This is a genomic window from Pseudothauera lacus, assembly GCF_003034845.1.
Lineage (GTDB): Bacteria > Pseudomonadota > Gammaproteobacteria > Burkholderiales > Rhodocyclaceae > Pseudothauera > Pseudothauera lacus.
The window spans coordinates 246581-271062 of the sequence record NZ_PZKC01000003.1 but is presented as its reverse complement, the minus strand read 5'-3'; the positions used below and the strand labels follow the sequence as shown (position 1 = coordinate 271062).

At 64.7% G+C, this 24482-nt stretch carries 22 protein-coding genes; 17 read left to right on the top strand and 5 right to left on the bottom strand.

Annotation, left to right across the window (positions count from 1 at the left end; genetic code table 11):
- The first annotated feature begins 13 nt into the window (after positions 1-13).
- The 8 genes from C8261_RS17580 to C8261_RS05130 all read left to right on the top strand — a co-directional run bounded on the left by C8261_RS17580 (position 14) and on the right by C8261_RS05130 (position 7945).
- Positions 14-481 carry a hypothetical protein gene (locus C8261_RS17580; protein ID WP_235864841.1) on the top strand — a complete coding sequence of 156 codons (468 nt, stop codon included), beginning with the start codon at positions 14-16 and terminating at the stop codon, positions 479-481.
- Positions 478-1206: a sensor histidine kinase gene (locus C8261_RS05160; RefSeq protein WP_235864840.1), complete on the top strand. Its 729-nt coding sequence runs from the start codon at positions 478-480 to the stop codon at positions 1204-1206. Before C8261_RS17580 ends, C8261_RS05160 begins: the two co-directional genes overlap by 4 nt.
- Positions 1203-1850, top strand: coding sequence for a response regulator (locus C8261_RS05155; RefSeq protein WP_107492593.1), 648 nt, complete (start codon positions 1203-1205; stop codon positions 1848-1850). The genes C8261_RS05160 and C8261_RS05155 overlap by 4 nt, the downstream gene beginning before the upstream one ends.
- A 65-nt stretch (positions 1851-1915) precedes the next feature.
- Complete coding sequence (locus C8261_RS05150; RefSeq protein WP_107492592.1) at positions 1916-3397, top strand: GGDEF domain-containing protein; 1482 nt, start codon at positions 1916-1918, stop codon at positions 3395-3397.
- 10 nt (positions 3398-3407) lie between these two features.
- Positions 3408-5186 carry a GGDEF domain-containing protein gene (locus C8261_RS05145; RefSeq protein WP_107492591.1) on the top strand — a complete coding sequence of 593 codons (1779 nt, stop codon included), beginning with the start codon at positions 3408-3410 and terminating at the stop codon, positions 5184-5186.
- Between the two features lie 161 nt (positions 5187-5347).
- On the top strand, positions 5348-6232 hold the full coding sequence (gene rfbA / locus C8261_RS05140) for a glucose-1-phosphate thymidylyltransferase RfbA (protein ID WP_408003206.1): 885 nt from the start codon (positions 5348-5350) through the stop codon (positions 6230-6232).
- Position 6233: 1 nt separating this feature from the next.
- Positions 6234-7355 (top strand): dTDP-4-amino-4,6-dideoxy-D-glucose aminotransferase VioA, encoded by a 1122-nt coding sequence (gene vioA, locus C8261_RS05135; RefSeq protein WP_107492589.1) that lies wholly within the window; start codon positions 6234-6236, stop codon positions 7353-7355.
- On the top strand, positions 7352-7945 hold the full coding sequence (locus C8261_RS05130) for an acyltransferase (protein ID WP_107492588.1): 594 nt from the start codon (positions 7352-7354) through the stop codon (positions 7943-7945). The genes vioA and C8261_RS05130 overlap by 4 nt, the downstream gene beginning before the upstream one ends.
- Positions 7946-7969: 24 nt before the next feature.
- Here C8261_RS05130 and C8261_RS05125 read toward each other — a convergent pair whose 3' ends face one another.
- The gene (locus tag C8261_RS05125; RefSeq protein WP_181358849.1) at positions 7970-10327 is read right to left on the bottom strand and encodes a tetratricopeptide repeat protein; all 2358 of its coding nucleotides are present in this window, start codon (positions 10325-10327) and stop codon (positions 7970-7972) included.
- A gap of 522 nt (positions 10328-10849) precedes the next feature.
- Here C8261_RS05125 and C8261_RS05120 point away from each other — a divergent pair.
- The 9 genes from C8261_RS05120 to C8261_RS05080 all read left to right on the top strand — a co-directional run bounded on the left by C8261_RS05120 (position 10850) and on the right by C8261_RS05080 (position 19749).
- Positions 10850-12508, top strand: coding sequence for a flagellin N-terminal helical domain-containing protein (locus tag C8261_RS05120; protein WP_107492678.1), 1659 nt, complete (start codon positions 10850-10852; stop codon positions 12506-12508).
- Positions 12509-13037: 529 nt separating this feature from the next.
- Positions 13038-14675 carry a flagellin N-terminal helical domain-containing protein gene (locus C8261_RS05115; RefSeq protein WP_107492586.1) on the top strand — a complete coding sequence of 546 codons (1638 nt, stop codon included), beginning with the start codon at positions 13038-13040 and terminating at the stop codon, positions 14673-14675.
- Positions 14676-14746: 71 nt separating this feature from the next.
- On the top strand, positions 14747-15136 hold the full coding sequence (locus tag C8261_RS05110; RefSeq protein ID WP_107492585.1) for a flagellar protein FlaG: 390 nt from the start codon (positions 14747-14749) through the stop codon (positions 15134-15136).
- Between the two features lie 16 nt (positions 15137-15152).
- On the top strand, positions 15153-16610 hold the full coding sequence (fliD, locus tag C8261_RS05105) for a flagellar filament capping protein FliD (protein WP_107492584.1): 1458 nt from the start codon (positions 15153-15155) through the stop codon (positions 16608-16610).
- Between the two features lie 19 nt (positions 16611-16629).
- The gene (gene fliS / locus C8261_RS05100; protein ID WP_107492583.1) at positions 16630-17049 is read left to right on the top strand and encodes a flagellar export chaperone FliS; all 420 of its coding nucleotides are present in this window, start codon (positions 16630-16632) and stop codon (positions 17047-17049) included.
- 11 nt (positions 17050-17060) lie between these two features.
- Positions 17061-17387 (top strand): flagellar protein FliT, encoded by a 327-nt coding sequence (locus tag C8261_RS05095; RefSeq protein ID WP_107492582.1) that lies wholly within the window; start codon positions 17061-17063, stop codon positions 17385-17387.
- A 52-nt stretch (positions 17388-17439) separates the two neighbouring features.
- The gene (gene fliK, locus C8261_RS05090) at positions 17440-18537 is read left to right on the top strand and encodes a flagellar hook-length control protein FliK (RefSeq protein WP_107492581.1); all 1098 of its coding nucleotides are present in this window, start codon (positions 17440-17442) and stop codon (positions 18535-18537) included.
- Complete coding sequence (locus C8261_RS05085; protein ID WP_107492580.1) at positions 18527-18874, top strand: EscU/YscU/HrcU family type III secretion system export apparatus switch protein; 348 nt, start codon at positions 18527-18529, stop codon at positions 18872-18874. Before fliK ends, C8261_RS05085 begins: the two co-directional genes overlap by 11 nt.
- Positions 18875-18975: 101 nt before the next feature.
- The gene (locus tag C8261_RS05080; RefSeq protein ID WP_107492579.1) at positions 18976-19749 is read left to right on the top strand and encodes a flagellar brake protein; all 774 of its coding nucleotides are present in this window, start codon (positions 18976-18978) and stop codon (positions 19747-19749) included.
- A 39-nt stretch (positions 19750-19788) separates the two neighbouring features.
- On the opposite strand, the gene C8261_RS05075 is transcribed toward C8261_RS05080, so the two are convergent.
- The 4 genes from C8261_RS05075 to C8261_RS05060 form a co-directional block, all read right to left on the bottom strand.
- Entirely contained in the window at positions 19789-20859 is a 1071-nt protein-coding gene (locus C8261_RS05075) for an ATP-binding protein (RefSeq protein WP_107492578.1), read from the bottom strand.
- Positions 20852-21997 (bottom strand): FIST N-terminal domain-containing protein, encoded by a 1146-nt coding sequence (locus C8261_RS05070; RefSeq protein WP_107492577.1) that lies wholly within the window; start codon positions 21995-21997, stop codon positions 20852-20854. Before C8261_RS05070 ends, C8261_RS05075 begins: the two co-directional genes overlap by 8 nt.
- Positions 21998-22535: 538 nt before the next feature.
- The gene (fliE, locus tag C8261_RS05065) at positions 22536-22859 is read right to left on the bottom strand and encodes a flagellar hook-basal body complex protein FliE (RefSeq protein ID WP_107492576.1); all 324 of its coding nucleotides are present in this window, start codon (positions 22857-22859) and stop codon (positions 22536-22538) included.
- Between the two features lie 149 nt (positions 22860-23008).
- Positions 23009-24460 carry a sigma-54-dependent transcriptional regulator gene (locus tag C8261_RS05060; protein ID WP_107492575.1) on the bottom strand — a complete coding sequence of 484 codons (1452 nt, stop codon included), beginning with the start codon at positions 24458-24460 and terminating at the stop codon, positions 23009-23011.
- Positions 24461-24482: the final 22 nt, after the last annotated feature.

Here is a 24482-nt window from a genome sequence, read left to right as displayed (position 1 = left end):
ACGCCCAGACCACATGGCCGTTCTAGCCGAAGCCATTTCCGTGATCGTCCGCAAGGACGCCGTGAACCAACGTCTCGCAGGCGGCGACGAGCGCTTCCGCGCCCTGCTGCCCAATCGCACCCTGTGCGAAGACGACGCCCTTTACCGCATCGGCTTCCTTTCCCCCGCGGAGACCCAGCGCTTCACCGACGCCCTGCAGGATGCCGGCCTGTGCTTCATCGGCGACAATGGCGAGGCTGTCGATCTCGCTGTCGCCGACCAGCAGCACGGCCCCACCACGGCATGCGCCTGGCTTGGCTTCGGCCGTTGCGACATCGACGGCGGAGGGCACTGGGTGAGCACCTGCTGGCTGCGCGGCGCCACCGGCGACGACTCCGCCCCGCCCCCCGGTACGCCGATTGCCACGCCGCAAGGCTGGCGCTACGAAACTTCACTGAGCAAGCAGTTCGCCTTCACGCCGACCACGCCCGACCACTCATGAGCCACGCCCCACCGCCGCTGCAGGCCCTCAGCGCCCATCTCGAAGCTGCCCGCGAGGAAGAGCGCGAACGCATCGCGCGCGACATCCACGACGTTCTCGGCGGCCATCTGGTGGCGATCAAGATCGAGACCGCCCTGCTCGGCGCCCGCCTCGACAGCGAGTTCGACCCCGCCCCGCTGCGCAAGCGCGTGCGCTCCATAGAGCGCCTGCTCGACGACGCCATTGCCACCGTGAGCCGGGTAAGCCGCGAACTGCGCCCCGGCATCCTGAAGGATTTCGGCCTCGGCGCGGCGATCGAATGCCATGCAGAGGACTTCAGCCGCCGTACCGGGATCCGCTGCCGCATCCTCTGTGCAGACTACGACCTGCAACTGCCCGACGATGCCGCGGTGGCGCTGTTCCGCATCTTCCAGGAGGCCCTGACCAACGTCTGGAAGCACGCCGGGGCAAGCTCCGTGGCAGTGCGCCTGGTGCAGGAGGGCGACGAGGCCCTGCTGGAGGTCTGGGATGATGGCTGCGGCCTGCAGGCCGGCGATCTCGACAAACCCCTGTCCTTTGGCCTGCGCAGCATGCGCGAGCGCATCGCCAGCCTCGGCGGGCGTTTCGAGGCCCGCCCGGGACAAGCACAGGGCACGCAGTTGCTGATCGCCCTTCCCCTGGCCAGCGCAACCGGCGCGATGCGCACCGACGCCGGCAGGTTTTCCGCAGGAATCGACCACCCATGAGTACCACCCAGCGCCTGCGCATCCTGATCGCCGACGATCATGCCATCGTCCGTCAGGGTTTGCGCCAGATCCTTTCCGAAACCGACGACATGGAGGTCGCCGGCGAGGCCGCCAACGGTGTCCAGGTCGTGCAGATGGCGCGCGAGCAAGCCTGGGACGTGGTACTGATGGACGTCTCCATGCCCGACCGCAACGGCATCGACGCCCTCAAGCTGATCCGCAAGGAGCTGCCCCGCCTGCCGGTGCTGATCCTCAGCATGTATCCGGAAGAGCAGTACGCCGTGCGCGCCCTGCGCGCGGGCGCTGCCGGCTACCTTTCCAAGCAGAGCGCTCCGGAACAGCTGGTGGTGGCAATCCGCCAGGTCGCCAACGGCAAGAAGTATGTCAGCGAAGCGGTTGCCGAGGCACTCGCCAATGCCGTCGCCGAGGATTTCGAGCGCCCCCTGCACGAGAAACTCTCCGACCGCGAGTTCCAGACCCTGCGCATGATTGCCAGCGGCCGCACCCCCGGGCAGATCGCCGAGACGCTCAACATCAGCGTCAAGACCGTCAGCGTGTACCGTGCCCGCCTGCTGGAAAAGATGAACATGCGTAACAACGCCGAGCTGACCCATTATGGGGTGCGCCATAATCTGGCCGAATGAGCGACACTCAAGTCATAATGCGGCGAGTATCGTGACTCCACAGCAGCGCCAGCCAGGTTAGAAAGATGCCGGAATTCAGTTCGCCGTCAGAGATTGCCCGCGAAGCGCTGCGTCGATTGGCGGCCAGGCGCCTGCCGCCGACACCGGAGAACTTCCGCACCTACTATCACGAAATTGCCGGCAGCACGCAGGACGATGCCTTCCCGGCCGGCAACCTGAAGGCCATCGCCCATGCCCTGCCGCGCAACACCCCGGCAGCACTGAAGCTTGCCCAGCAGTTCGAGCACGCCGTCGGCAGCGCCAACTGGCCGATGCTGCGCCGTGCCATCCTCGCCCTTGCCACCGCCGAACACGGCAACAGCCTGCAGCAACTCGGCCGTCTGCTGCACCCCGGGGTCAGCGCCCTGCTTGTCGACGCCCCCGAGCTTGCCGCCGAGGCCCGCAAGCTTGCCGGCGAATTCAGCGACGCCGACGACTGTGCCGACCTCGACACTGCGGCCACCCGCCTCGAAGGCTTCATCCGCCAGCTCGAATGGACCGGCGAGGATCTGCACGCCGTGCGCGAAGCCCTGCTCGCCCTGCTGCGCCTGATCCTTCACAACATCAGCGAACTGGTGCTCGACGACCGCTGGCTGCACGGCCAGCTGAGCGTGCTCAGCGAAGCCTTCGCCGGCCCTCTCGACGTGCGCGTGCTCGACGAGGTGCAGCGCCGCCTGCGCGACGTCATCGACAAGCAGAGTCATCTCAAGCGCCAGCTTACCGACGCCCAGGAGCGTCTGAAGTCGATGCTCGCCGGCTTCGTCGACCAGCTTGCCGGCTTTGGCAACGTCACCGGCGAGTACGCCGCCGCACTGGAAGCCAGCGCCACCCGCATCGAACGCGCGCAGAGCATCGACGAACTGTCCGAAGTGGTCGCCGGCCTGCTCGCCGAAACCCACCAGGCACACGACATCGCCGCGCGCTCGACGGCAGAGATCGGCGAACTGCGCGGCGAGGTGGAAGCCGCCAACCAGCACATCCTGCGTCTGCAGCGCGAGCTCGACGAGGCCTCCGAACTGGTCCGCCACGACCCCCTCACCGGCACCCTCAACCGCAAGGGCCTCGACGAAGCGCTCGAACGCGAGATCGCCATGGCGCGGCGGCGCGGCACCGAGCTATGCATCGGCCTGCTCGATCTGGACAACTTCAAGCACCTCAACGACACCTACGGCCACCATATCGGCGACGACGCCCTCCGCCACCTCGCCGCGGTGGTGCGCGAGTCGCTGCGCCCGCAGGACGCGGTATGCCGCTACGGCGGCGAGGAGTTCCTGCTGCTGCTGCCGGAGGCCGACATTGCTGCTGCCACCGCCATCCTCACCCGCCTGCAGCGCGAGCTGACGCGGCGCTTCTTCATGGCCGAACAGCAGAAGCTGCTGATCACCTTCAGCGCCGGCGTCACCGTGCTCAACCCTGAAGAGCCGCCCCACATCGCCATCGAGCGTGCCGACCGGGCCATGTACGCGGCCAAGCGCGCCGGCAAGAACCGCGTCTTCGCCGCGCCGTGAGTGCCAGGCGATGAGCAAGCTTTCGCATCCGTCGGAGATCGCCCGCGAAGCCCTGCGTCAGCTCGCCATGCGCCGTGTGCCACCGACGCCGGAGCACTACCGCACGCTGTACAACGAGATCGCCGGCGCACCAGCCGACGACGACGCCGTACCGGAGAAATTCCTCCGCGCCCTGGCCCAGCAGCTGCCCCGCGACAGCGCCGAACGCCAGCGCCTGGCGCGCAGCGTCGATCAGGCCATTGCCGCCGGCAATGGCGGCGCCGCCCGCACCGCGCTGTGGCAATACCTCGCCGCCCTTGCCGAACAGGCCCCGCCGGCATGGAACGAGCTGATCGCGCAGTTGCTGCGCCAATGGGAAGCCCGCCACGCCGGGTGGACCACCGCACGCAAGCGCGAATCGCTCGAACGCGTGCTCACCGCCAACGACCCCAACACCCTGTTCACACGCATGCAGGGCCTGCTGCGGTCGTGGAGTCAGACCCCCTCCGAGGCCCCGCCGCCCGACGCCGACAGCGCGCCGCCGCCGCCCCTCGGCGACGACACCGCAGGCACTCCGCAGCTGGTGGCCCCGGGCGAGGCCGGCGAACTGATCGACACCCTGCGCGGACTGCTGCGCACGACGCTTGCCGACGTCGTCCCCGCCGCCCTCGGCGAGCAGCCCCAGCTCATCGAAGAGGCCACTGCCCTGCTGCACCGCACCGAGGGCGCCACCTCCACCGCCGCACTGCGCCAGTGCGGCGAACTCCTGCGGCGCTTCGCACTGCGCGTGGAGATGGCCGCCGGCGACGCCGGCGAAGTGCATGCCGGCCTGCTCAACCTGCTCCGCCTGCTGCTGCAGAACATCGACGAACTGGTCTTCGACGACCAGTGGCTGCACGGCCAGGTCGAGGTCCTGCGCCAGATCGTCGACAAACCCGCCACCGTACGCGGCATCGACGACGCCGAACGCCGCCTCAAGGAGGTGATCTACAAGCAGAGCCAGCTCAAGCACAACCTCAGCGAGGCCCAGCAGGCCCTCAAGGTCATGCTTGCCGGCTTCGTCGACCAGCTCGCCAACTTTGCCGAAAGCACCGGCAGCTACCACGACCGCATCGGCGCCTGCGCACAGCAGATCGCCACCGCCCGCGACATCACCCAGATCAGTGGCGTGCTCGACGAGGTGATGCGCGAGACCCGCCACATCCAGCAGCAAGCGGCGAACTCGCGAGATGAGCTGCAGAGCATGCGCGAGCGCGTACACGCCGCCGAAGAACGCATCGCCACCATGCAGCGCGAGCTCGACGAGGCCAGCCGCCAGGCCACCCATGACACCCTCACCGGAGTACTCAACCGCCGCGGCCTGGAAGAGATGTTCGCCAAGGAAGCAGGTCGCGCCGGCCGCCACCGCAGCACACTGAGCGTCGCCCTCCTCGACATCGACAACTTCAAGAAGCTCAACGACAGCCTCGGCCACCACACCGGCGACGAGGCCCTCATTCACCTCGCCCGCGTGGTACGCGACAACCTCCGTCCGCAGGACACCGTGGCGCGCTACGGGGGCGAGGAGTTCATCCTGCTCTACCCCGACACCGACCTCACCGAGGCCGCCGCCGCCCTCACCCGCCTGCAGCGCCAGCTCACCAAGGAATTCTTCCTCGCCGACAACCAGAAGGTGTTCATCACCTTCAGCGCCGGCATTTCCGCGTGGCAGCCCGGAGAGTCGATGGACACCGTCCTCAAGCGCGCCGACGACGCCATGTACCGCGCCAAGCAGGCCGGCAAGAACCGCGTCGAGATCGCCGCCCTCTGAGGCAAAACGCACAATAGCGCGTCAAACGCCCCGCTATCCCGATCACCGCTGCGGTGGCCATGCGCTAAGCTGCATGCAGGCACGTTTTTCTGACCGGCCCCGACCCGGGCGCCGGCGCAACAAGAACAGCCGCATATCCGCACTGGAAGGAGGAGGCAGTGATGGAACATCGGGGCATCATCCTCGCCGGCGGCGCCGGCACCCGCCTCTATCCGGCCACCCGGGCGATGTCGAAGCAGTTGCTGCCGATCTTCGACAAGCCGATGATCTACTATCCGCTGACCACCCTGATGCTCGCCGGGTTGCGCGACATCCTGATCATCTCCACCCCCGAGGACACCCCGCGTTTCCAGCACCTTCTCGGCGATGGCAGTCAGTGGGGAATAGCCCTCAGCTATGCCACCCAGGCCCGCCCGGGCGGCATCGGCGAAGCCTTCCTGATCGGCGAAGGCTTCATCGGCGGAGCGCCCAGCGCCCTCATCCTCGGCGACAACCTCTTCGTCGGCCAGGGGCTGCCGGCGCTGATGCGCAGCGCCGCGGCGGCCTCCGCCGGTGCCACCGTGTTTGCCTACCCGGTTCAGGACCCGCAACGCTACGGCGTGGTCAGCTTCGATCGCGACGGACGGGCCACCGCCCTGGAAGAAAAACCCACCCGCCCTGCCAGCCGCTACGCGGTCACCGGGCTGTACTTCTACGACGGCGAAGTCGTCGACATCGCCCGCCACACCCCGCCGTCCGCGCGCGGCGAGATCGAGATCACCGACATCAATCGCCACTACCTCAGCGCCGGACGCCTCGAAGTCCGCACCCTCGGGCGCGGCTACGCCTGGCTGGATACCGGCACGCACGAATCGATGCTCGAAGCCAGCCAGTACATCGCCATCCTGGAAAAACGCCAGCGCTACAAGATCGCCTGCCCGGAAGAGGTCGCCTGGCGGATGAAATGGATCAGCGACGACGAACTCGAAGCCCTCGCCGCCCCTTTGCTCAGTTCCGGCTACGGCACCTACCTGCGCGAACTCCTCCCCGCCCACGTGGAGCACTGACATGACGCCCCCCTCCCCACCGATCACCGTCACCCAGCCCTACCTGCCACCGCTGGAAGAGTTCATCCCCTATCTCGAACAGATCTGGGAGAGCAAGCGCCTCACCAACGGCGGCCCCTTCCACCAGCAGCTGGAAACCGAGCTCGCACGCTACCTCGGCGTCGATCATCTCAGCCTGTTCGCCAACGGCACCCTCGCGCTGGTCACCGCCCTGCAGGCACTGCGCATCACCGGCGAGGTGATCACCACCCCCTACACCTTCGCCGCCACCGCCCACTCACTGCTGTGGAACAACATCAAACCGGTGTTCGTGGACATCGACCCGCACACCTGCAACCTCGACCCCGACCGCATCGAGGAAGCCATCACCCCGGCCACCACGGCCATCCTGCCGGTGCACTGCTATGGCATCCCGTGCGACGTCGAGCGCATCGAACGCATCGCCGACACCTACGGCCTGAAAGTCATCTACGACGCCGCCCACGCCTTCGGCGTCAGGCAGGACGGCGAGAGCATCCTGCGCCACGGCGATCTCTCCATCCTGAGCTTCCACGCCACCAAGGTTTTCAACACCTTCGAAGGCGGCGCCATCATCTGCCCGGACGCCAAGATCAAGCAACGCATCGACTACCTGAAGAACTTCGGCTTCGCGGATGAGGTCACCGTGGTCGCGCCGGGAATCAACGGCAAGATGAACGAGGTCCAGGCGGCGATGGGCTTGCTGCAGTTGCGTCACATCGACGAAGCGATGAATACGCGCGCCGTGATCTACCAACGCTACCGAGAAGTGCTCCAGGATATTCCCACCCTAAAGCTCATCACCCTACCCGACGACATCGTATGGAACCACGCCTATTGCCCGATCTTTGTTGACCGTGCCCACCCTGTCAGCCGCAATCGAATCTATGACCAACTGAAAGAACATGACATCCATGCACGCCGTTACTTTTACCCACTCCTCAGCGCTTTCCCTATGTATCGGGGACTACCAAGCGCGAACCCCACACGCCTTCCAAACGCCCACCGCTTGGCGCAACAGGTTCTTTGTCTACCGCTCTATCCAACACTGGAAAAAACTGAACAAATGACGATCATCGATATAATTCGCCGGAGTGCACAATGAGTTGGCTTAACGCATCCGAAATCCAAGCCATGGGCTTTGGCTCCCTTGGAAACGATGTCTACATTTCCCGCCACGCACGCCTCTATAACTGCCCAAATATTCATATCGGCGACCATGTTCGTATCGACGACTTCTGCGTTCTATCAGCAGGAGTGGATGGGATTCAAATCGGCAACTATGTTCACATAGCCGTATTTTGTTCACTGATCGGCCAAGCCAGCATCAGACTGGACGACTTCAGCGGCCTATCCTCCCGGGTCAGCATATACTCAAGCAATGATGACTATTCCGGCAGCACACTTACCAACCCTACCGTGCCGGACGCCTACAAGAATGTCCGCCACGCCCCAGTGCATATCGGTCGACACGTTATTATCGGCTCTGGCAGCGTTGTGTTGCCGGGCGTGACGCTTTCGGAGGGAGCAGCTATCGCTACGCTGGCTCTGGTTAAGGAAGACTGTCTGCCATTCCGCATCTATGCTGGCACGCCCGCACGCTGCATTGGCGAAAGGGCTCGCGACCTTCTCAAATGTGAAGAACGACTTAAGCTTGACAGTCAGGCCAAATCCGCGACAGGCATTAAACGCTGAAGCGGCGCATGCAGAAAAATGACCCTACTCGCGACGAGCGCACCAATCCAGCCAAGCACTTCGGAAGCCGCCCTCCAAGCAGCGGGTAACATACCTAGCACTAAAAAGCTGTTGTCGCATCAAGCGCTCCCGCATCCCTGCGCGAATGCCGGCTAGCAAATGAGGCTGCTTAGCAAGCGCAGCACCCTTACTGACAAAGTCCTCCCCATCCTCGCCAACAAAATCGGGCAACTCAGCCTTCGACATCAGTGCTGCGCCCACATTCGACAACATACGCGACCCATTCATAGTCAGCACTGGCACGCCCATCCATAAGGAATGCAGTGCTGTAGTGCCAGCATTGTAGGGAAACGTATCTAGCAGAATATCCACTTCGTTGTGTGCTTCCAGATAAGCCCTAAGCGTCACGCGCGGAAGAAAACGCAGCCTGCCCTCGGAAACGCACCTCAACGACAGCTCCTGCGTCAGGTGCCGCTGGGTATCCTCGGTTTCAACGGAACCTATCAAAATCCTGGCGTCGGGCACTGCATTCAACAAAGCCGCCCATAGATCCAAGGTGGTTGAGGTTATCTTGCCCGGACGATTGAAACTACCGAATGTCACGAAGCCGTTGCGAAGCATCGGCGCGGGCCCCACTGGAGGGGCATCCTGGTCGAAAGTAAATGCCACAGCGCTATCCAAGCGCAGCAGTCTCTCACTGAAGTGCTCATCGAACTGCCCAAGTGGGGCGAGGAAGCGGTCTGTCACGTAGTAATCAATGGACCTCAGCCCCGTGGTATCAACATAGCCTATCCAGCTCATCTGCACCGGCGCAGGCTTTCGCGCAAAAGTCAGCAGTCGATTACCTGCGGTATGGCCTGAAAGATCAATGAGCACATCGATACGGCAAGCACGGACAATTTCCGCCAGATCTCTGTCCGAAACATGGGAAACTGCGACCCAGTACTTGAACAGGCTTTTCAATTTCTCCGAGGTCTCATCAAACTTCACTGTGTTATGGAACGCAAAAAGATCGAAACGATCACGATCGATGTGCTCCAGCACAGGCATCAAGAAGTGTGCAACCGCGTGATTGTAAAAGTCCGCAGAAACGAACCCTATCCTCAATCGGCGCTCCGGATTTCGATCATTCTCGTGAGGCCGCGGGTCTCCCAAAGGCACTTCAAAGCGTTCGCCAAAGCCGAGGTGCTTGCGAAGCACCTCTTCAGGCGAAAGGTTCTCCTGATGAGTCATGAAGAACAGCAGGTTTGAGTAGGCCGCTGCATTCTCCGGATTGCGCTCAACGGCCAGTTCGCTCGTGCTAACCGACTTGTCCAGCATGCCCAACGAAAAATAGGCGTAGCCCAAATCCTGATAGGCATCGCCCATCGTCGGGTCGGCCTGAATGGCCTGCTCAAGATAAGGAACGGCCTCCAGTGGGCTGCGTCTGTGGAGGAGAACTATTGCCATCATGCGGCAAGCCATGGCACTGCATGGCGCCACCTCCACTGCACGACGAGCGAGTTCTTCCGCTCGGTCAAGATCACGGCAACTGACTGCAAGATTGGCATAACGCACGATCGTATCGATCTTGTTCGGTCGTATTTCGAGACTAAGCTCGAAAAGCGAAGCCGCCTCCGCCACATAGTTGAACGAGGTCAGTGCCGTGCCCAGGTGGTCCAGCATCAGCGCATCGCCAGGATGCAATTCATTGGCCTTGATCAGCGCCCGCAGTGACTCCAGCCGCTCCCCCAGACGCATCCGGGCCATGCCCAGGAAATGCCATCCTGCAGGATGCAGCGGATGGGAGCGGGTCAGCTTCCCGGCGAACTGCTCCAACTCGCGCAGCTCTCCCGCATTGAACAAGCGGGTCATGCGGTCGATGACTTTGCGCTCAGGAATGCGGCCGCGCAACTCTGCCTTCTTGCCGCTGGCCTTCTGCGCCCTGCTACGCACAAGGATGCGCTGCACGGCGGCAAGGATCTCTTCCCTCTCGCCGTCGATTGACAATTGCACAGGTTCCACCGGTTCCGGAGGCGGAGGCACCTCAGCCGCAGCAATGCACTGCCGCATGCGTTCCAGCTCTTCAGCCGCTATCCCCGCCGCACCTGCCTGCTCAAGGGCATTGTGAGCGTGGTCAAAGGCACTCAGCGCAACCAGGACGCCGATCAGGGAATGCCAGAACTCGGCCTCACCCGGGCGCGCCTCGACGGCGTTCATGAGATGCTCCAGAGCCTGCTCGACCTCGCCCTCCTGATAGGCCAGCAAACCGAGGTTGTGATGCCCCTCGGGATGATCCGGCACCTCCTCCAGCAACCTGCGATAGGCCACCTTGGCGTCTTCCATGCGCCCGGCAAGCTGGGCCGCTACGGCTTCCTGGTAGATCGACTGCACTGCATCCATCGGTAACACCACCCTCCCGCAAATGGCTGCCGGCAACGTACCAGCCAGACTCCCGGTGCATTCTGCCATTGCAAGACGCAAAAGGGCACCCGGACAAACTCACCGGCAACTGCATCCGCTGCAGCGGCAACGCCTGCACGGCAAGGACATGCCGCCGGCAAATCCTGCCGCCCGGCAGCATGCGGGACAGCAGGCTGGCGGCAAACCCTGCTGCCTTCCTTGCCGCAGAAAGCGCCGCGGGCATGCGCACGATCAACGCGAAATACATATTTCCACACATGACAAAGCCTTTATAAAGCGCGCTCACCAACTCCATGGATCACGATTAAACGTCTAGTTTTCAATTACTTAAGAACTCTCTTCACACATCCTTGAGGCACTGCCAGGGCGGCCCGATCCTGCCCAGACGAGAAGCTGGCACGCTTCTCGCTGAAGGGGTGGCAAGCAAGATCGGCGGCGGAATCCCAAAACCAAACATCCGCCAACACGCACAACGAAATAACGGCATGCAAGGAGATGAACATGGCACAGGTCATCAACACCAACGTTGCCTCGCTGACGGCGCAGCGCAACCTCAATGGGACATCCAACTCGCTGAACACATCGCTGCAGCGCCTGTCTTCGGGCCTGCGCATCAACAGCGCGAAGGATGATGCGGCCGGTCTGGCCATCTCCGAACGCATGACGTCGCAGATCCGCGGCCTCGATCAGGCGCGGCGCAACGCCAATGACGGCATTTCGCTGGCGCAGACCGCCGAAGCCGCCCTGCAGTCTTCCGGCGACATCCTCCAGCGCATCCGCGAACTGGCCGTACAGTCGGCCAACGCCACCAACTCCGCCGGTGACCGCGCCGCGCTGAACGCTGAAGTGCAGCAGCTCACCCAGGAGTTGCAGCGCATCGCCACCAACACCGAGTTCAACGGCCAGAAGCTGCTCGACGGCTCCTTCACCTCGGCGACCTTCCAGGTTGGCGCCAACGCCAACCAGACCATCACTGCGACCTCGGGCAACTTCCAGACCAATGCCTACGGCAATTACCGCATCGGCGGCCTGTCGACCTCGTCGAACACGCCCAACGGTGTCGGTGACCTGCTGGTCGGCAGCACCGCCCACGGTCAGCTGACTACCGCAGCGGCCGGCAACGACTCCGGCATCGGCAGCGGCACCGGCAGCAACACCATCAACATCTCCAGCAGCCTGGGCAGCAGCAACATCACCTATATGGATGGTGCCAGCGCCGAGGAGATTGCCGCCAAGATCAATCAGGCCCAGACCGGGGTCACTGCCACCGCCAATACCGCCTTCGTGATCGGTGCCGGCGACATCACCAACGGCGGTTTCGTGCAGGGCCAGAGCTACACCTTCCTGCTCGCTACCGACACGGTCGCGGGGCAGGATCCGTCCTCCTACACCACGGTGGCCTTCACCATCGGCGGCTCGGCGGTGGGCCAGGCGACCTCCAACGCCAGCCAGCTGTCGTCCGCGGTGCAAGCCTTCAACGACGTTTCCGGCAAGACCGGCTTCGTCGCCAAGATCGTCGAGGCCGACGACGGCTCCCTGGGCATCGTGCTGACCAGCGAGGTCGGCAAGGACCTGCGCGTCACCAATGCCTCGGTCGATGGCAGCGGTGCGGGGGTGGACGTCTCGCTCAACGACATCCGCGTCATCGACGGCGACACCACCAACGACAGCGCAGCGGCGATGGGCGCCGGGGTGATCACCGGGGTGACCACCGCCACCGTGTGGGGTGCCGCCGACTCGGTGTGGATCACCGGTCAGGTGATCCTCGACTCGGACCGCTCGTTCGCGCTCACCACCTCCAACGACGACATCGCCATCACCGCCGGCACCTATGGCGGCCAACTCCAGCAGGTGGACAAGATGGATGTATCGACGGTGGAGGCCTCCAACCGCACCATGGCCATCGTCGATTCGGCACTTGCTGCGGTCACCAACCAGCGCGCGCGCTATGGCGCCCTGCAGTCTCGCTTCGAGAACACCATCAGCAACCTGCAGAGCACCTCGGAGAATCTCTCGGCGTCACGCTCGCGCATCCGCGACGCCGACTTCGCCGCCGAGACCGCAAACCTGACCCGCGCGCAGATCCTCCAGCAGGCTGGCACGGCCATGCTGGCCCAGGCCAACCAGATCCCGCAGCAGGTTCTCAGCCTGCTGCAATAAGTGCCCGCTGCTGCCACAGCCGCAGCGCTTCACGGGGGGCCTCAAGTGCCCCCTGTTTTTTTCCGTTGAGTGAACACGCGGAGTCGACCGGGGGTACAGGCGATTCATGGACATCTGGCCCGCATTTCCCACCCTGGCACGTCACGAGGGGGCCGAGGCGCCGTCGTGGTGCGCCGCACGGAGCGAGCGGCGCCGAAGGCGTAGCTGACACTACGTCGAGGCGGCGTGAGCAAGTACGGCGTGCCACGGCGAGCGTATCGGCACCCGCAGTAGGGACGGGGTGAGAAATGCGGGCAAGGGCAGAGGGGCTCTGACACCGGCAAAAAGCCGTGCCCTTAGCAGGGGGCGACACCCTCAAGAGGGCGGCCTTGCCGCACGCTGGCGCAAGCAGAGCAAATCTCATCAGCAGCGCCCTAAAGTTTCCCCGAGCATCGCCGTTAATGGATTCAAGAGCGCACCAAGCTCGACGCCAGACACCACTACCGGCCACCCTGGCGCTTCAACAACCTGTTGAATTCAGGAGATTATCATGGCACAAGTCATCAACACCAACGTTGCCTCCCTGACCGCGCAACGTAACCTGAACGCGAATGCCAATTCGCTGAACGCCTCGCTGCAGCGTCTGTCCTCCGGCCTGCGCATCAACAGTGCCAAGGATGATGCCGCCGGCCTGTCGATTTCCGAGCGCATGACCGCCCAGATCAAGGGCCTCAATCAGGCACAGCGCAACGCCAACGACGGCATTTCGCTGGCGCAGACCGCCGAAGCCGCCCTGCAGTCTTCCGGCGACATCCTCCAGCGCATCCGCGAACTGGCCGTACAGTCGGCCAACGCCACCAACTCCGCCGGTGACCGCGCCGCACTGAACTCCGAAGTGCAGCAGCTCACCCAGGAACTGCAGCGCATTGCCACCAACACCGAGTTCAACGGCCAGAAGCTGCTCGACGGCTCCTTCACTTCGGCAACCTTCCAGGTCGGCGCCAACGCCAACCAGACGATTACCGCAACCTCGGGCAACTTCCAGATCAACGCCTACGGCAACTACCGTATCGGCGGCCTGGAAGTCTCCGCCAACACCCAGTCCGGTACTGGCGACCTGGTGCGCGGCTCGACTGCCGATGGTCAGCTGACCACGGCAACCGAAGGCGGCTCCTCGGCGATCGCCGGCGGCACCATCACCATCGCCAGCAGCCTGGGCAGCAAGGACATCACCTACGCCGAAGGCGCCAGCGCCGAAGAGATCGCCGCCAAGGTCAACCAGGCACAGGCCGGCGTCACCGCCACCGCCAACACCACCTTCGTGCTCGGTGCGGGCACCGCGGACGGCTTCACGCAGGGCCAGAGCTACACCTTCCTGCTCGCCACCGATACCGCCAACAGCGATCCGTCGTCCTACACCACGGTCTCCTTCACCATCGGCGGCAGCACCGACGGCGCCAACGTCACCAATGCCAACCAGCTCGCCTCCGCAGTGCAGGCTTTCAACGACGTCTCCGGCAAGACCGGTTTCGTGGCCAAGATCGTCGAAGCGGATGACGGCAGCTTCGGCGTCCAGCTCACCAGCGAGTCCGGCAAGGATCTGCGTGTCACCAATGCCTCGGTCGATGGTTCCGGCGCAACGGTTGATATCTCCCTCAACGACATCCGCGTGATCGACGGCGACACCTCCAACGACAGCGACGCAGCAATCGGCGGCGGTGCCATCACCGGCGTCAGTGACGCTTCGCAGTGGGGCGGCAGCGACGCGATGTGGATCACCGGCCAGGTCGTCATCGACTCCGACCGCTCCTTCTCGCTGACCACTACCAATACCGACATCACGGCCTCCAGTGGCACCTTCGGTGGCCAGCTCCAGGCGGTGGACAAGATGGACGTCTCTACGGTCGAGGCCGCCAACCGGACGATGGCAATGGCAGACTCCGCACTGTCCGCGGTGAATGCCCAGCGTGCCCGCTACGGCGCCCTGCAGAACCGCTTCGAGACCACCATCAGCAACCTGCAGGCGACCTCGGAGAACCTCTCTGCATCCCGCTCGCGGATCCGCGACGCTGACTTCGCAGCGGAAACGGCCAACCTGACCCGCGCGCAGATCCTGCAGCAGGCCGGCACCGCGATGCTCTCGCAGGCCAACTCCCTGCCGCAGAATGTCCTGAGCCTGCTGGGCTGATCGGCTAACATATAGGGACAGCGGCGCGGGGCTTCACAGCCGCCGCGCCGCTTTGCCATCAGGAGAGCGACATGAGTACTCCCTCCATCAGCGCCGTTCCGGCCAGCACGGTCGCGCAGGCCATGCCCCTTCCCCAGGGCGGCAGGGCGCAGCCGGCCGCAGCCGTGGATGCCCCTGCGCGCCAGCCCGCGGACTCGCAACGCGCTGCACAACCGGAGGCTGCATCGCAGCCGGCCACGCGCGAAGTCCTGGAGCAGGCGCTTGAAGACGTGCGCAATGCCATTCAGCCGGTGGCCAGCGAACTGGCCTTTTCCATCGACGACGACAGCGGCCGCGTGCTGGTGAAGATCGTCGATTCGCAGACCGACGAAGTCATCAAGCAGATTCCCTCCGAAGAGATGCTGCGCATCTCCAAGGCGCTGGACAAATTGCAGGGCCTGCTGGTCAAGCAGGAAGTCTGACCAAGGAGATCCCCCCATGGCCACCATCACTTCGAGCGGCATCGGCTCAGGCCTCGACATCGAAGGGCTGGTCACCCAACTGGTGGCCGCCGAGCGGCAGGCTCCTGCCGCCCGTCTCGACGCCAAGCAGGAAAGCGCACAAACCCGCCTGTCGGCCTACGGGCTGATCAGTTCGGCGCTCAATTCTCTGCAGTCCGCCTTCAAGTCACTGAACAACCCCGCGCTGTTCAGCGCCGTCAAGACCAGCATCAGCAACGACAGCGTGCTCGGCACCACGGTCACCGGCACCCCGGCACCGGGCGCCTATTCCGTCGAGGTCATGCAGATGGCCCAGGGCCAGCGCGTGATGACCAGTGGCACGGCGGCGCCGTCGGTCGCGGCCGGCACGCTGACCTTCAATCTCGGCAGCTACACCACCACCGGGGAAGGGGAAGCCGCGGTCACCACCTTCACCGCCACGACCTCGCACACCATCACCCTCGAACCAGGCAAGGACTCGCTCGCCGATCTGCGCGACGCCATCAACGGTGCCAACATCGGCATCACCGCATCCATCGTCAACAACGGCACCACCGACCAGCTGGTCATCGCCCGCGGCGCCGAGGGTGCCAATGCGGCGTTCACGATGACCGGCACCGACGGCCTCAGCGCCTTCACCTACGATGCCTCGACCGCCGCACCGAGCAGCAATCTCGATCTGCTCGACGCGGCCCAGGATGCCAAGGTCAAGTTCGGCGGGATCGAACTGAGCCGTGCCTCGAACACCATCAGCGATCTCATCGACGGGGTCACCCTGAACCTTTTCGACAGTGCCCCCGGCGAACGCATCCGCATCAACGTCACCAACGACCACGCCGGTGCACGCACCGCCATCAACGACATGGTCAAGGCCTACAACGAGGCCATGACGACGATGAAGAGCCTCACCGCCTTCGTCCCCGCCAGCGGCGACGACGAAGAAAGCCAGGCCGGCATACTGCAGGGCGACAGCACCGCGCGCAACCTCATGCAGACCCTGCGCCAGAGCATGAGCGAGGGGGTCAGCGAGCTGGGCAGGATTCTGGGCATGAGCGTCGATGGCGACGTCGCCTCGCTGGGCATCTCCATCGGCCGCGACGGCATGATCACTCTCGACAGCGGCAAGCTCGACACCGCACTGGGCAATGCCAGCGCCGATCTCAGCGAGGTGCTCACCGGCAGCGACGGATTTGCCAAGCGCATGGACAACCTCCTTTCCAGCTACCTGGACAGCTCCTCCGGCATCCTGAGCGCACGCAGCGCCAACCTGGAAGACTCCCTTGCTGCAATAGCCGAGGATCGCTCACGCCTGGACATGCGCATGGAGACAATCGAAGCACGCTACCGTGCACAGTTTTCCGCTCTCGATTCGATGATCGCCAGCATGCAGACCACCAGTTCTTACATTACCCAGATGGTCGACAGCCTGTCTGCCATGAACACCAAGAAGAAGTGACGCCAGCGAGGAACGCCCCATGTTCAGCCCATCGTTTTCCAATCGCGCCGCCGCCTACGCCCGCGTCGAAGTCGAAACGGGTGTCACCACCGCCGACCCCCACAAGCTCATCCTGATGCTCTTCGACGGCGCCCTGGCCTCCATCGCCGTCGCCAGCGCAGCCATGGAGCGCAAGGACATCCCTGCCAAGGGGCAGGCCATCTCGCGCGCCATCGAGATCATCGCCAACGGCCTCTCGGCCAGCCTCGACAAGGAAGCCGGCGGTGAGCTGGCCCTGCGCCTGGAAGCACTCTACGAGTACATGACCGACCGCCTGCTGCACGCCAACCTGCACAACAGCGTACCCGCCCTCAACGAAGTCGCCGACTTGCTGCGCCAGTTGCGCAGCGCCTGGGAAGAGATCGGCAGCCAGGTCGGCAAGGCCTCTCAGGCAGCCTGAGGCGCACGACGATGGCCATTCCCGTCCTGCTTGAGAAGATGGCAGCCTGCGCCGCACAGATGCGCACTGCGGCCGAACAGGAAAACTGGGACCGCTTGGCCGCCTGCGAGCGCGACTTTGCCTCCCACCGCGACCACGTCATGCGTGCCGGGCTTGATCTGCATGCGGCCGTCGACGATGCCGAACGCGACGCAGTGCTCACCCTGTTGCGCGCCATTCAGGCCGACAATGAGGCTGTGCGCGCGCATGTAATGCCGTGGATGGAAAGCACCCGCAAGTTCCTCGCCCAGACCGGCCGGGCCCGCCGCGTCGAGCAGGCCTACGGCAACATGAGGTAGCCACGCGACCGGCGCCGCCCCCGCGGAACCGGCGACCCAGCGAGCCGCAACCATGATCCCCGCCGACCTCGCCGCCCGCCTCCGCCTGCTTACCGAAGCAAGCTTCTTCAACACCGAACCACCGGTTCCGGGCCTGCAGCGCGCGCGCGAGATCCAGTCGCAACTGCCCGACCTCCTGCCCGGCCAACGCTTCACCGCGGCACTGCAGCGCACCCTGCCGGACGGCAGCTTCCAGGCCGTCGTCGCCGGCCGCCAGATCACCCTTGCTCTCCCCCATGCCGCGCAAGCCGGCGACACCCTCGAACTGGTAGTCACCCAGGTCACCCCGCGCGCCGTCTTTGCCCAGGCTGCGGATACCGCCAGCAGCGCCGCCGCACCCCGGGCCGATCTCAGCCCCACCGGCCGCCTGATCAGTTTCCTGCTCACCGGCCAGCCTGCAGCGCAAGCCCCCGTGCTCAATGGCGGCCAGCCCCTGCTGCCCAACCCGCCAGCAAACGGCAGCCCCCTCGCTCCTCTGCTGCGCCAGGCCCTCGGTCAAAGCGGCTTGTTCTACGAGTCCCAGCAGGCGCGCTGGCTGGGCGGCAAGGTCGATACTGCCGACCTCTTGCGCCAGCCCCAATCCCAGCTTCAGTCCCAGGCTGGAAGTGGTGCCAGCGCCACTGCAACCCCGGCAGGCAGCGCCGCAGCCCACGCCCAGGGGGCCGAACGGAGCGCCGCACGCGGCGGGACCTCGGCTCTGTCCGCCGACAACGCGCCCCCACCACGGCTGGCAGCGCTCCCCGAACGCCTGCTGCCGGTTGTTCACCAGCAACTCGACGCCCTTGCCACCCAGCAGTACATCGTCCACGCCCAGGCCTGGCCCGGTCAGCACTTCGAATGGCAGATCGAGGACCCGGGAGGCGACGGTGAAGGCGACGGCAGCGGCGACAGCCCCGAATGGCGCACCACCCTGCGCCTCACGCTGCCCCGCCTCGGCGGTGTGGACGCCCACCTGCACCTTGGCGCCGGCGGCATCGCCTTGCGTCTGGTGACCGACGACAAGACCTCCGCCGCCGACCTCGAAGCCGGTCGCGAGGCCCTCGCGACACGTCTCGAGGCTGCAGGTCTGGCGCTCAACGGCATGGTGGTGGAGGTCCGCGATGAGGCCTGAAGACTTCGCCGCCGCCGACAGCGCCGCCCCCCGTGGCGAGGCCGTCGCTCTCACCTACGCCAGCGGCGACGCCGCCCCGCGGGTCGTTGCCAAGGGGCGTGGGCTGATCGCCCAGGAAATCATCGAACGCGCCCGCGAGGCCGGCGTGTATGTGCACGAATCGCCCGAGCTGGTGGCCCTGCTGATGCAGGTGGACATCGATGAACGCATCCCGCCGCAGCTCTACGTCGCCGTGGCCGAGTTGCTGGCCTGGCTGTACCGCGTCGAGCAGGGCGACATGGATGCGCCCCCCCCACCCGAACTCAGCCTGCCACTGCCCGGCGGCGGCGCGCCCTGACGGCGGCCGGCAATTTTCCACATCCGCGCCAACGCCCGCCCGGCGATGGGATAGAATCGGGCGCTTACTGTCCACCCTGATGCGCCTGCCCCAAGCACTGCATGAGCACCGAAAACAACACCCGTGTTGACCTGCTGCGTTCGGACGATTTTTCGCAGTACATGCTGAAGAGTCCGCGCGAGATCGCCCAGATCGTGCGCACCCTGATCGAGCGCCGCTCGCTGGTCACCACCTATCTGGCCGCAGGCAACCAGTCCTTCCTCACCGCCCTGCTGGCCACCACCGACGGCGACACCCGGGTCGTTTTCGACGCCAGCAAGGAAGACGACATCAACCGCCGCATCGCCGCTACCGACGAGCTGGTGTGCGCCACCCAGCTCGACGGCATCAAGATCCAGTTTCCCCTCGATGACATCGAGGAGGTCACCTACGAGGGCCGCGATGCCTTCCGCGCCAGCATGCCCGAGCGCCTGCTGCGCCTGCAGCGGCGCGAGTACTACCGCCTGGTGGCGCCGATCACCCACGCGCTGATCTGCGCCATCCCCATCGAACGCCCCGACGCCGAACCCTTCAACATTGAAGCCCGCGTGCTCGACATCAGCGCCGGAGGCATGGCGGTGGTGGTCCCACCGGAGGATGTCGAGTTCAGCCCCGGCATGGAGTTCGACAACTGCCGCCTCACCCTGCCGGACTTCGGCCCGGTCAGCGTGCGCATGCGCGTGCGCAACGTCTTCCGCATCACCAACCGCAACGGCGTCGAGGTGCTGCGCACCGGGTGCGAGTTCATCGATCTGTCGAACAGCGTCAACAACCTCATCCAGCGCTACATCTTCAAGGTCGAGCGCGACCGCAATGCCCGCGAACGGGGTCTTTGAGACGCCTCCACGGCGTCCGTAGGCCCCGGGGCTGCGCCGTCAACGCCCCCGCCTGACCGGCAGACGGATCGTAAACGTGCTCCCCTGCCCCGGTACGCTATCGACCTCGATGCGACCGCCGTGTTTCTCGACGATGCCGTAGGTCACCGACAGGCCCAGTCCCGTTCCCTTGCCTACCGGCTTGGTGGTGAAGAAAGGATCGAAGATCCGGTCCATGAGTTCGGGCGCAATGCCGCTCCCGGTATCGCTCACGCTGATCGATACATGTTCGCCGTCGCAACGCGTGCGCAAGGTGATGGTCCCGCGCTCGGCAATCGCCTGCGCTGCATTCACCAGCAGGTTCAGGAATCCCTGATTGAGCTGTGACGGCAGACAGTCGATCTCCGGCAAGTCGCCGTAATCGCGCTCGACCTCGGCCTTGTACTTGATTTCGTTCCACACCACGTTGAGCGTACTTTCCAGGCCGGCATGCACATCGACGGTCTGCCATTCGGAATCCCCGGCCCGGGAAAAATCGCGCAAATCCTCAACGATGCGCCGGACACGCGACGTGCCATCGATCGATTCGTCGATCAAGGCCGGCATGTCCGCGCGCACGAAAGGCAGATCGATCCTCGCCTTGATCGCCTTGATCCGCTCGCCCGCGGTCGCTGACAGTTCGGACTCCAGATCCTCGAAGGCAGCAGTGAGCTCGAGCAGGCCGGCGACGTACTTCTTCAAGGTGTTCAGATTGGAGTTCACGAAGCCGATGGGATTATTCACCTCATGCGCCACCCCTGCCGCCAACTGGCCAATGGAGGCCAGCTTCTCGGATTGCAGCAACTGCTTGTGCGCTTCTTCCAGTTGCCTGATCAGCGCACGCTGTTCCTCGCGCTCGCGCGTCAGATCGCGGTTGATGCGCTCATTCTCGCGCACGGCGGCTTCCAGTTCGGCTGTGCGACGACGCACCTGGTTCTCCAGCATCACCGCGTTCTGGAACAGGCCGAAGTGCCCCTGGCGACTGCCGGCCTCGCGTTCGGCATGATTCATCAGCGCGGTGACGACCTTGTTCAGGCGGACGATTTCCGCCTGCAGTTCGACCTCGCTAGCGGAAGCCTTCAGCTCAGTCATGTCCCGCCCCTGCGCTGCCGATGGCGATGCCGGTCAGGGTCTGATTGATATGCACGCCGCCGAGCTGCTCGCCGTAGGTGCTGAATCCGAGTGCATTAAAACGCTGGAACAGTTCCCCCACGGCCGCCTTCTTGCCGTTGCGGGAAATCTCCAGGTTGCGCAGGATGCAGTCACAGACCAGCATGCCCTCGATACCGCCAAGTTCGCGTTCGGCGTCGACGAGTTCCGCTTCCATCCTGGCCAGCAGATCGACACCGTGCGCCACGCGCAGAACAACCCCTTCGTCGATCGCGCAATAAAAGGTCAGGCTGCCATCCGCATTGGCGTGCTGAATGGAGCGAACGAAATCGGTACCGTCGATCACCACCACCACCGGCCAGCTGGCGTAGTGTTCCGGCGTCAGCTGTTCGGGCGCCACGCCAACCAGCCGTGCGTATTCCTGCACCGCCGGCCGGCCATTGATTTCGCGCACGATGCGCTGCGGCGCGTCGACCTCGGTGACGACCAGGCGCTCGCCGTCGGCAACGAAATGCTGGCTGCGCAGGATGCGAAAAGGCAGCGGCGTGGCCAGCAGCAACAGCAGCGCGCTATCGGTGTGAAAACGACCTTCGTGGAATATCCAGGTACGCTGGAATTTCAGGTCGTCGCCGGCCGAGCCGCCGAACATCGGCACCGCCCCGAGCCCGTCCTGCAAGGCGTGCGTCACCGGCTCCTCGCGCAAGGACAAGCCGTCGATCAGCAGAAAGCCGAATGCGTTACCGCCCTCCCGGCGTACCTCAAGGCGGTCCAGGACGCCTTCGGCGAAGGCGCGGCCGACGGCAATATCGAAAGTGCTCAACGCGTCGATACGCCCGGTTTCGGCGGTAAATGCCTGCGCCGAGAAGCCGACCCCGACCAACGAATGGTTCAGATAACCGGCCGGCCCGATTTCACCGGCAGTGGTGCAACCAACCACCGGCACGCCGGCGAAGCGGCGGTTCATTTCGTCGGCCAGCGCATCGAGATCGTAATTCGATGAACAGAAAAACAGCAGCAGCGCCAGGTCCGGCTGTGCCACCTGTTCGCCAAGCTCCGCCACCGCCGCCCTCGCCTCGGCAGCATCCGAATGCCCCCGGTGCATGTATTTCGCCGTTTTCATCGGCGTTCTCCCCCTGCATGTGACACGACTGCACGCAACAGGCAGCATCCCGCACCAATGGCATTGACCTGCCGCGGTTCTCCGGACCACGATGACCGCTACGAATGGCCTCGTGGCCGTTGCCTGACGGCTGCCGAACGAACTGCGCCGGGGTCAGGCAACCCGGCACAGCACGCCGCCGCCCCTCATTGTAATGGCGGCGCCAGTGCTCGATGACGAGGCGAACGTCGAGGCAGTTGCGAAAGTACTTCGTCAACGGGCAGCCCTCGCAGGACGTACCGTTGCAGCTCACGGCAGCGGAACATGGGGGGCAAAGACATCCCCGTCGACGAACCGGCAACTCAAGCGGCATGGGCCGGCGGAGTGTCAGCGGGCATGGCGGCATCGCCCCCGTTCGTTACCCGCAACTTTACCCGCACAAGGGCCGGAATACGATGGACAAACAAAAACGCCCCAGGGATACCCAAGGGCGCAGTGCTTTGTTTTTCAGTCAATTACCGCAAAGACAGGAGGCTTCCACGGACTTCGCCGGACGCCGTCAGACCGGCATGTTCATGATGTCCTGATAGGCCGTGACCAGGCGGTTGCGCACCTGCACCATCTGCTGGAAGGAGAGGCTGGCCTTCTGCAGATCCACCATGACGTCCTGAAGGTTGACGTTGGGGTCGCCGGCGGAGAAGCTCTCCGCCATCGCACGCGCCTCCTTGGAGGCGGTACTCACATCGACCAGGGCATTCTGCAGCACCTGGGCAAAATCGACGCCACCGGCCGCCTCGCTGCCCGCAGTGGCCGGCTTGTTGCCGGCACTCTGCGACACCGAGCGCAGCTCGTTGAGCATCTGGTCAATTCCGCGGGTATCCATGTTCGCTTTCCCCGGTCTCGGGCTTCCTTGCAATCAGTCTAGCAGAGCAACCGCCATGCCACCAGAACGGCTTCACGGGCCGCGGGCACGGGGTGCATCGATCTCTCAGACCTTATTTAGCAAATAGCGGGCCCGCCGTACTGGCCGTCTCAGACGTCGTAGCCCTCGTCACGGTATTGCTGCAACTTGTAGCGCAGGGTGCGCTCGGAAATCCCAAGCTTTTCAACGGTCTTCTTGCGCGAGCCGGCGAACTCGCGCAGGGTGCCGAGGATGTGCTCACGCTCCAGGTCCTTCATGTTCGCCGGTCGCGCGGGCGCAACCGGGGCCGGCGTGGCGGCAAGATTTGCCGCCCCTGCAAAGGCGGCATTGCCGCCCGCCGGCGGCACCATTGCCGCACCTGGCAAAGGCGCCGCAAAGGGCGCGGCGGCCGGCACGGCAGCAGGCGTAGCCACCGCCACGGCAGCCTCGCCGTTCCAGTGCGGCAGGCAGAGGCGGACGGTCTCCGGCTGCACGCTGTCGCCGGCAGTGAGGATGAGGACGCGGTGCATGGTGTTCTCCAGCTCACGCACGTTGCCCGGCCAGTGGTAGGCCTGCAGCAAGGCCTCGGCGGCGGGGGAGAAGTGGGCCTGGCGCTTCAGGCGTTCGCCATGACGGGCGAGGAAGTGGCGGGCCAGTGGCAGGATGTCGCCCGGGCGCTCGCGCAGCGCGGGAATCGCCAGCGGAAAGACGTTGAGGCGGTAGTACAGGTCTTCACGGAAGCGACCGGCGGCGATCTCGCGCAGCATGTCGCGGTTGCTGGTGGCGAGCACACGGATGTCAAGCGCCACCGGCTTCTTGCCGCCGACGCGCTCGACCTCGCGCTCCTGCAGTACGCGCAGCAGCTTGGCCTGCAGGCCAAGTGGCATTTCGGAGATCTCGTCGAGCAGGATGGTGCCGTCCTGAGCCTGCTCGAACTTGCCCGGCTGGGCGCTCTGCGCGCCGGTGAAGGCGCCCTTCTCGTAGCCGAAGAGGGTGGCTTCGAGGAGATTCTCGGGAATCGCCGCACAGTTGATTGCGACGAAGGGGCCGCGCGCGCGCGCCGAATGATGATGGATGTAGCGCGCGAACACTTCCTTGCCGGTGCCCGATTCGCCGGTGAGCAGCACCGTGGCGTCGGTTTCCGCCACCCGCGCGGCGAGTGCGAGCAGGTTGCGGGTATGGAGATCCTCGGCCACGGTGTCGTCGGCGGAGGGCGGCACGGCAGCATAGCGGCGGACGTTTTCGAGCAGTACCTCGGGCTCGAAGGGCTTCATCAGGAAGTCGCAGGCACCACCGCGCATCGCCGCCACCGCCTTGTCGACGTCGCCGTAGGCGGTCATCAGCAGCACCGGCAGCTGCGGCTGGCGGCTGCGCACCTCGGCGAGCACCTGCAGGCCGTCCATCGGCTGCATGCGCAGATCGGTGACCACCAGATTGAAGGACTGGCGCTCCAGCTCGGCGAGCGCCGCGGGGCCGCCATCGACGGCGGTGACGCCGTGACCGGCCATCTCCAGCGTCAGGCTGACGGCATCGCGCAGGGCGGCATCGTCCTCGACGACGAGTATGTTGAGCTGTTCGATCATCCTGAATACCTCGATGGGTGCC

Bases quoted from the DNA above. Each gene is read 5' to 3' on its own strand.
- C8261_RS17580 (WP_235864841.1), top strand. From the start codon at position 14: ATGGCCGTTCTAGCCGAAGCCATTTCCGTGATCGTCCGCAAGGACGCC.
- C8261_RS05160 (WP_235864840.1), top strand. From the start codon at position 478: ATGAGCCACGCCCCACCGCCGCTGCAGGCCCTCAGCGCCCATCTCGAA.
- C8261_RS05155 (WP_107492593.1), top strand. From the start codon at position 1,203: ATGAGTACCACCCAGCGCCTGCGCATCCTGATCGCCGACGATCATGCC.
- C8261_RS05150 (WP_107492592.1), top strand. From the start codon at position 1,916: ATGCCGGAATTCAGTTCGCCGTCAGAGATTGCCCGCGAAGCGCTGCGT.
- C8261_RS05145 (WP_107492591.1), top strand. From the start codon at position 3,408: ATGAGCAAGCTTTCGCATCCGTCGGAGATCGCCCGCGAAGCCCTGCGT.
- rfbA (WP_408003206.1), top strand. From the start codon at position 5,348: ATGGAACATCGGGGCATCATCCTCGCCGGCGGCGCCGGCACCCGCCTC.
- vioA (WP_107492589.1), top strand. From the start codon at position 6,234: ATGACGCCCCCCTCCCCACCGATCACCGTCACCCAGCCCTACCTGCCA.
- C8261_RS05130 (WP_107492588.1), top strand. From the start codon at position 7,352: ATGAGTTGGCTTAACGCATCCGAAATCCAAGCCATGGGCTTTGGCTCC.
- C8261_RS05125 (WP_181358849.1), bottom strand. From the start codon at position 10,327: ATGGATGCAGTGCAGTCGATCTACCAGGAAGCCGTAGCGGCCCAGCTT.
- C8261_RS05120 (WP_107492678.1), top strand. From the start codon at position 10,850: ATGGCACAGGTCATCAACACCAACGTTGCCTCGCTGACGGCGCAGCGC.
- C8261_RS05115 (WP_107492586.1), top strand. From the start codon at position 13,038: ATGGCACAAGTCATCAACACCAACGTTGCCTCCCTGACCGCGCAACGT.
- C8261_RS05110 (WP_107492585.1), top strand. From the start codon at position 14,747: ATGAGTACTCCCTCCATCAGCGCCGTTCCGGCCAGCACGGTCGCGCAG.
- fliD (WP_107492584.1), top strand. From the start codon at position 15,153: ATGGCCACCATCACTTCGAGCGGCATCGGCTCAGGCCTCGACATCGAA.
- fliS (WP_107492583.1), top strand. From the start codon at position 16,630: ATGTTCAGCCCATCGTTTTCCAATCGCGCCGCCGCCTACGCCCGCGTC.
- C8261_RS05095 (WP_107492582.1), top strand. From the start codon at position 17,061: ATGGCCATTCCCGTCCTGCTTGAGAAGATGGCAGCCTGCGCCGCACAG.
- fliK (WP_107492581.1), top strand. From the start codon at position 17,440: ATGATCCCCGCCGACCTCGCCGCCCGCCTCCGCCTGCTTACCGAAGCA.
- C8261_RS05085 (WP_107492580.1), top strand. From the start codon at position 18,527: ATGAGGCCTGAAGACTTCGCCGCCGCCGACAGCGCCGCCCCCCGTGGC.
- C8261_RS05080 (WP_107492579.1), top strand. From the start codon at position 18,976: ATGAGCACCGAAAACAACACCCGTGTTGACCTGCTGCGTTCGGACGAT.
- C8261_RS05075 (WP_107492578.1), bottom strand. From the start codon at position 20,859: ATGACTGAGCTGAAGGCTTCCGCTAGCGAGGTCGAACTGCAGGCGGAA.
- C8261_RS05070 (WP_107492577.1), bottom strand. From the start codon at position 21,997: ATGAAAACGGCGAAATACATGCACCGGGGGCATTCGGATGCTGCCGAG.
- fliE (WP_107492576.1), bottom strand. From the start codon at position 22,859: ATGGATACCCGCGGAATTGACCAGATGCTCAACGAGCTGCGCTCGGTG.
- C8261_RS05060 (WP_107492575.1), bottom strand. From the start codon at position 24,460: ATGATCGAACAGCTCAACATACTCGTCGTCGAGGACGATGCCGCCCTG.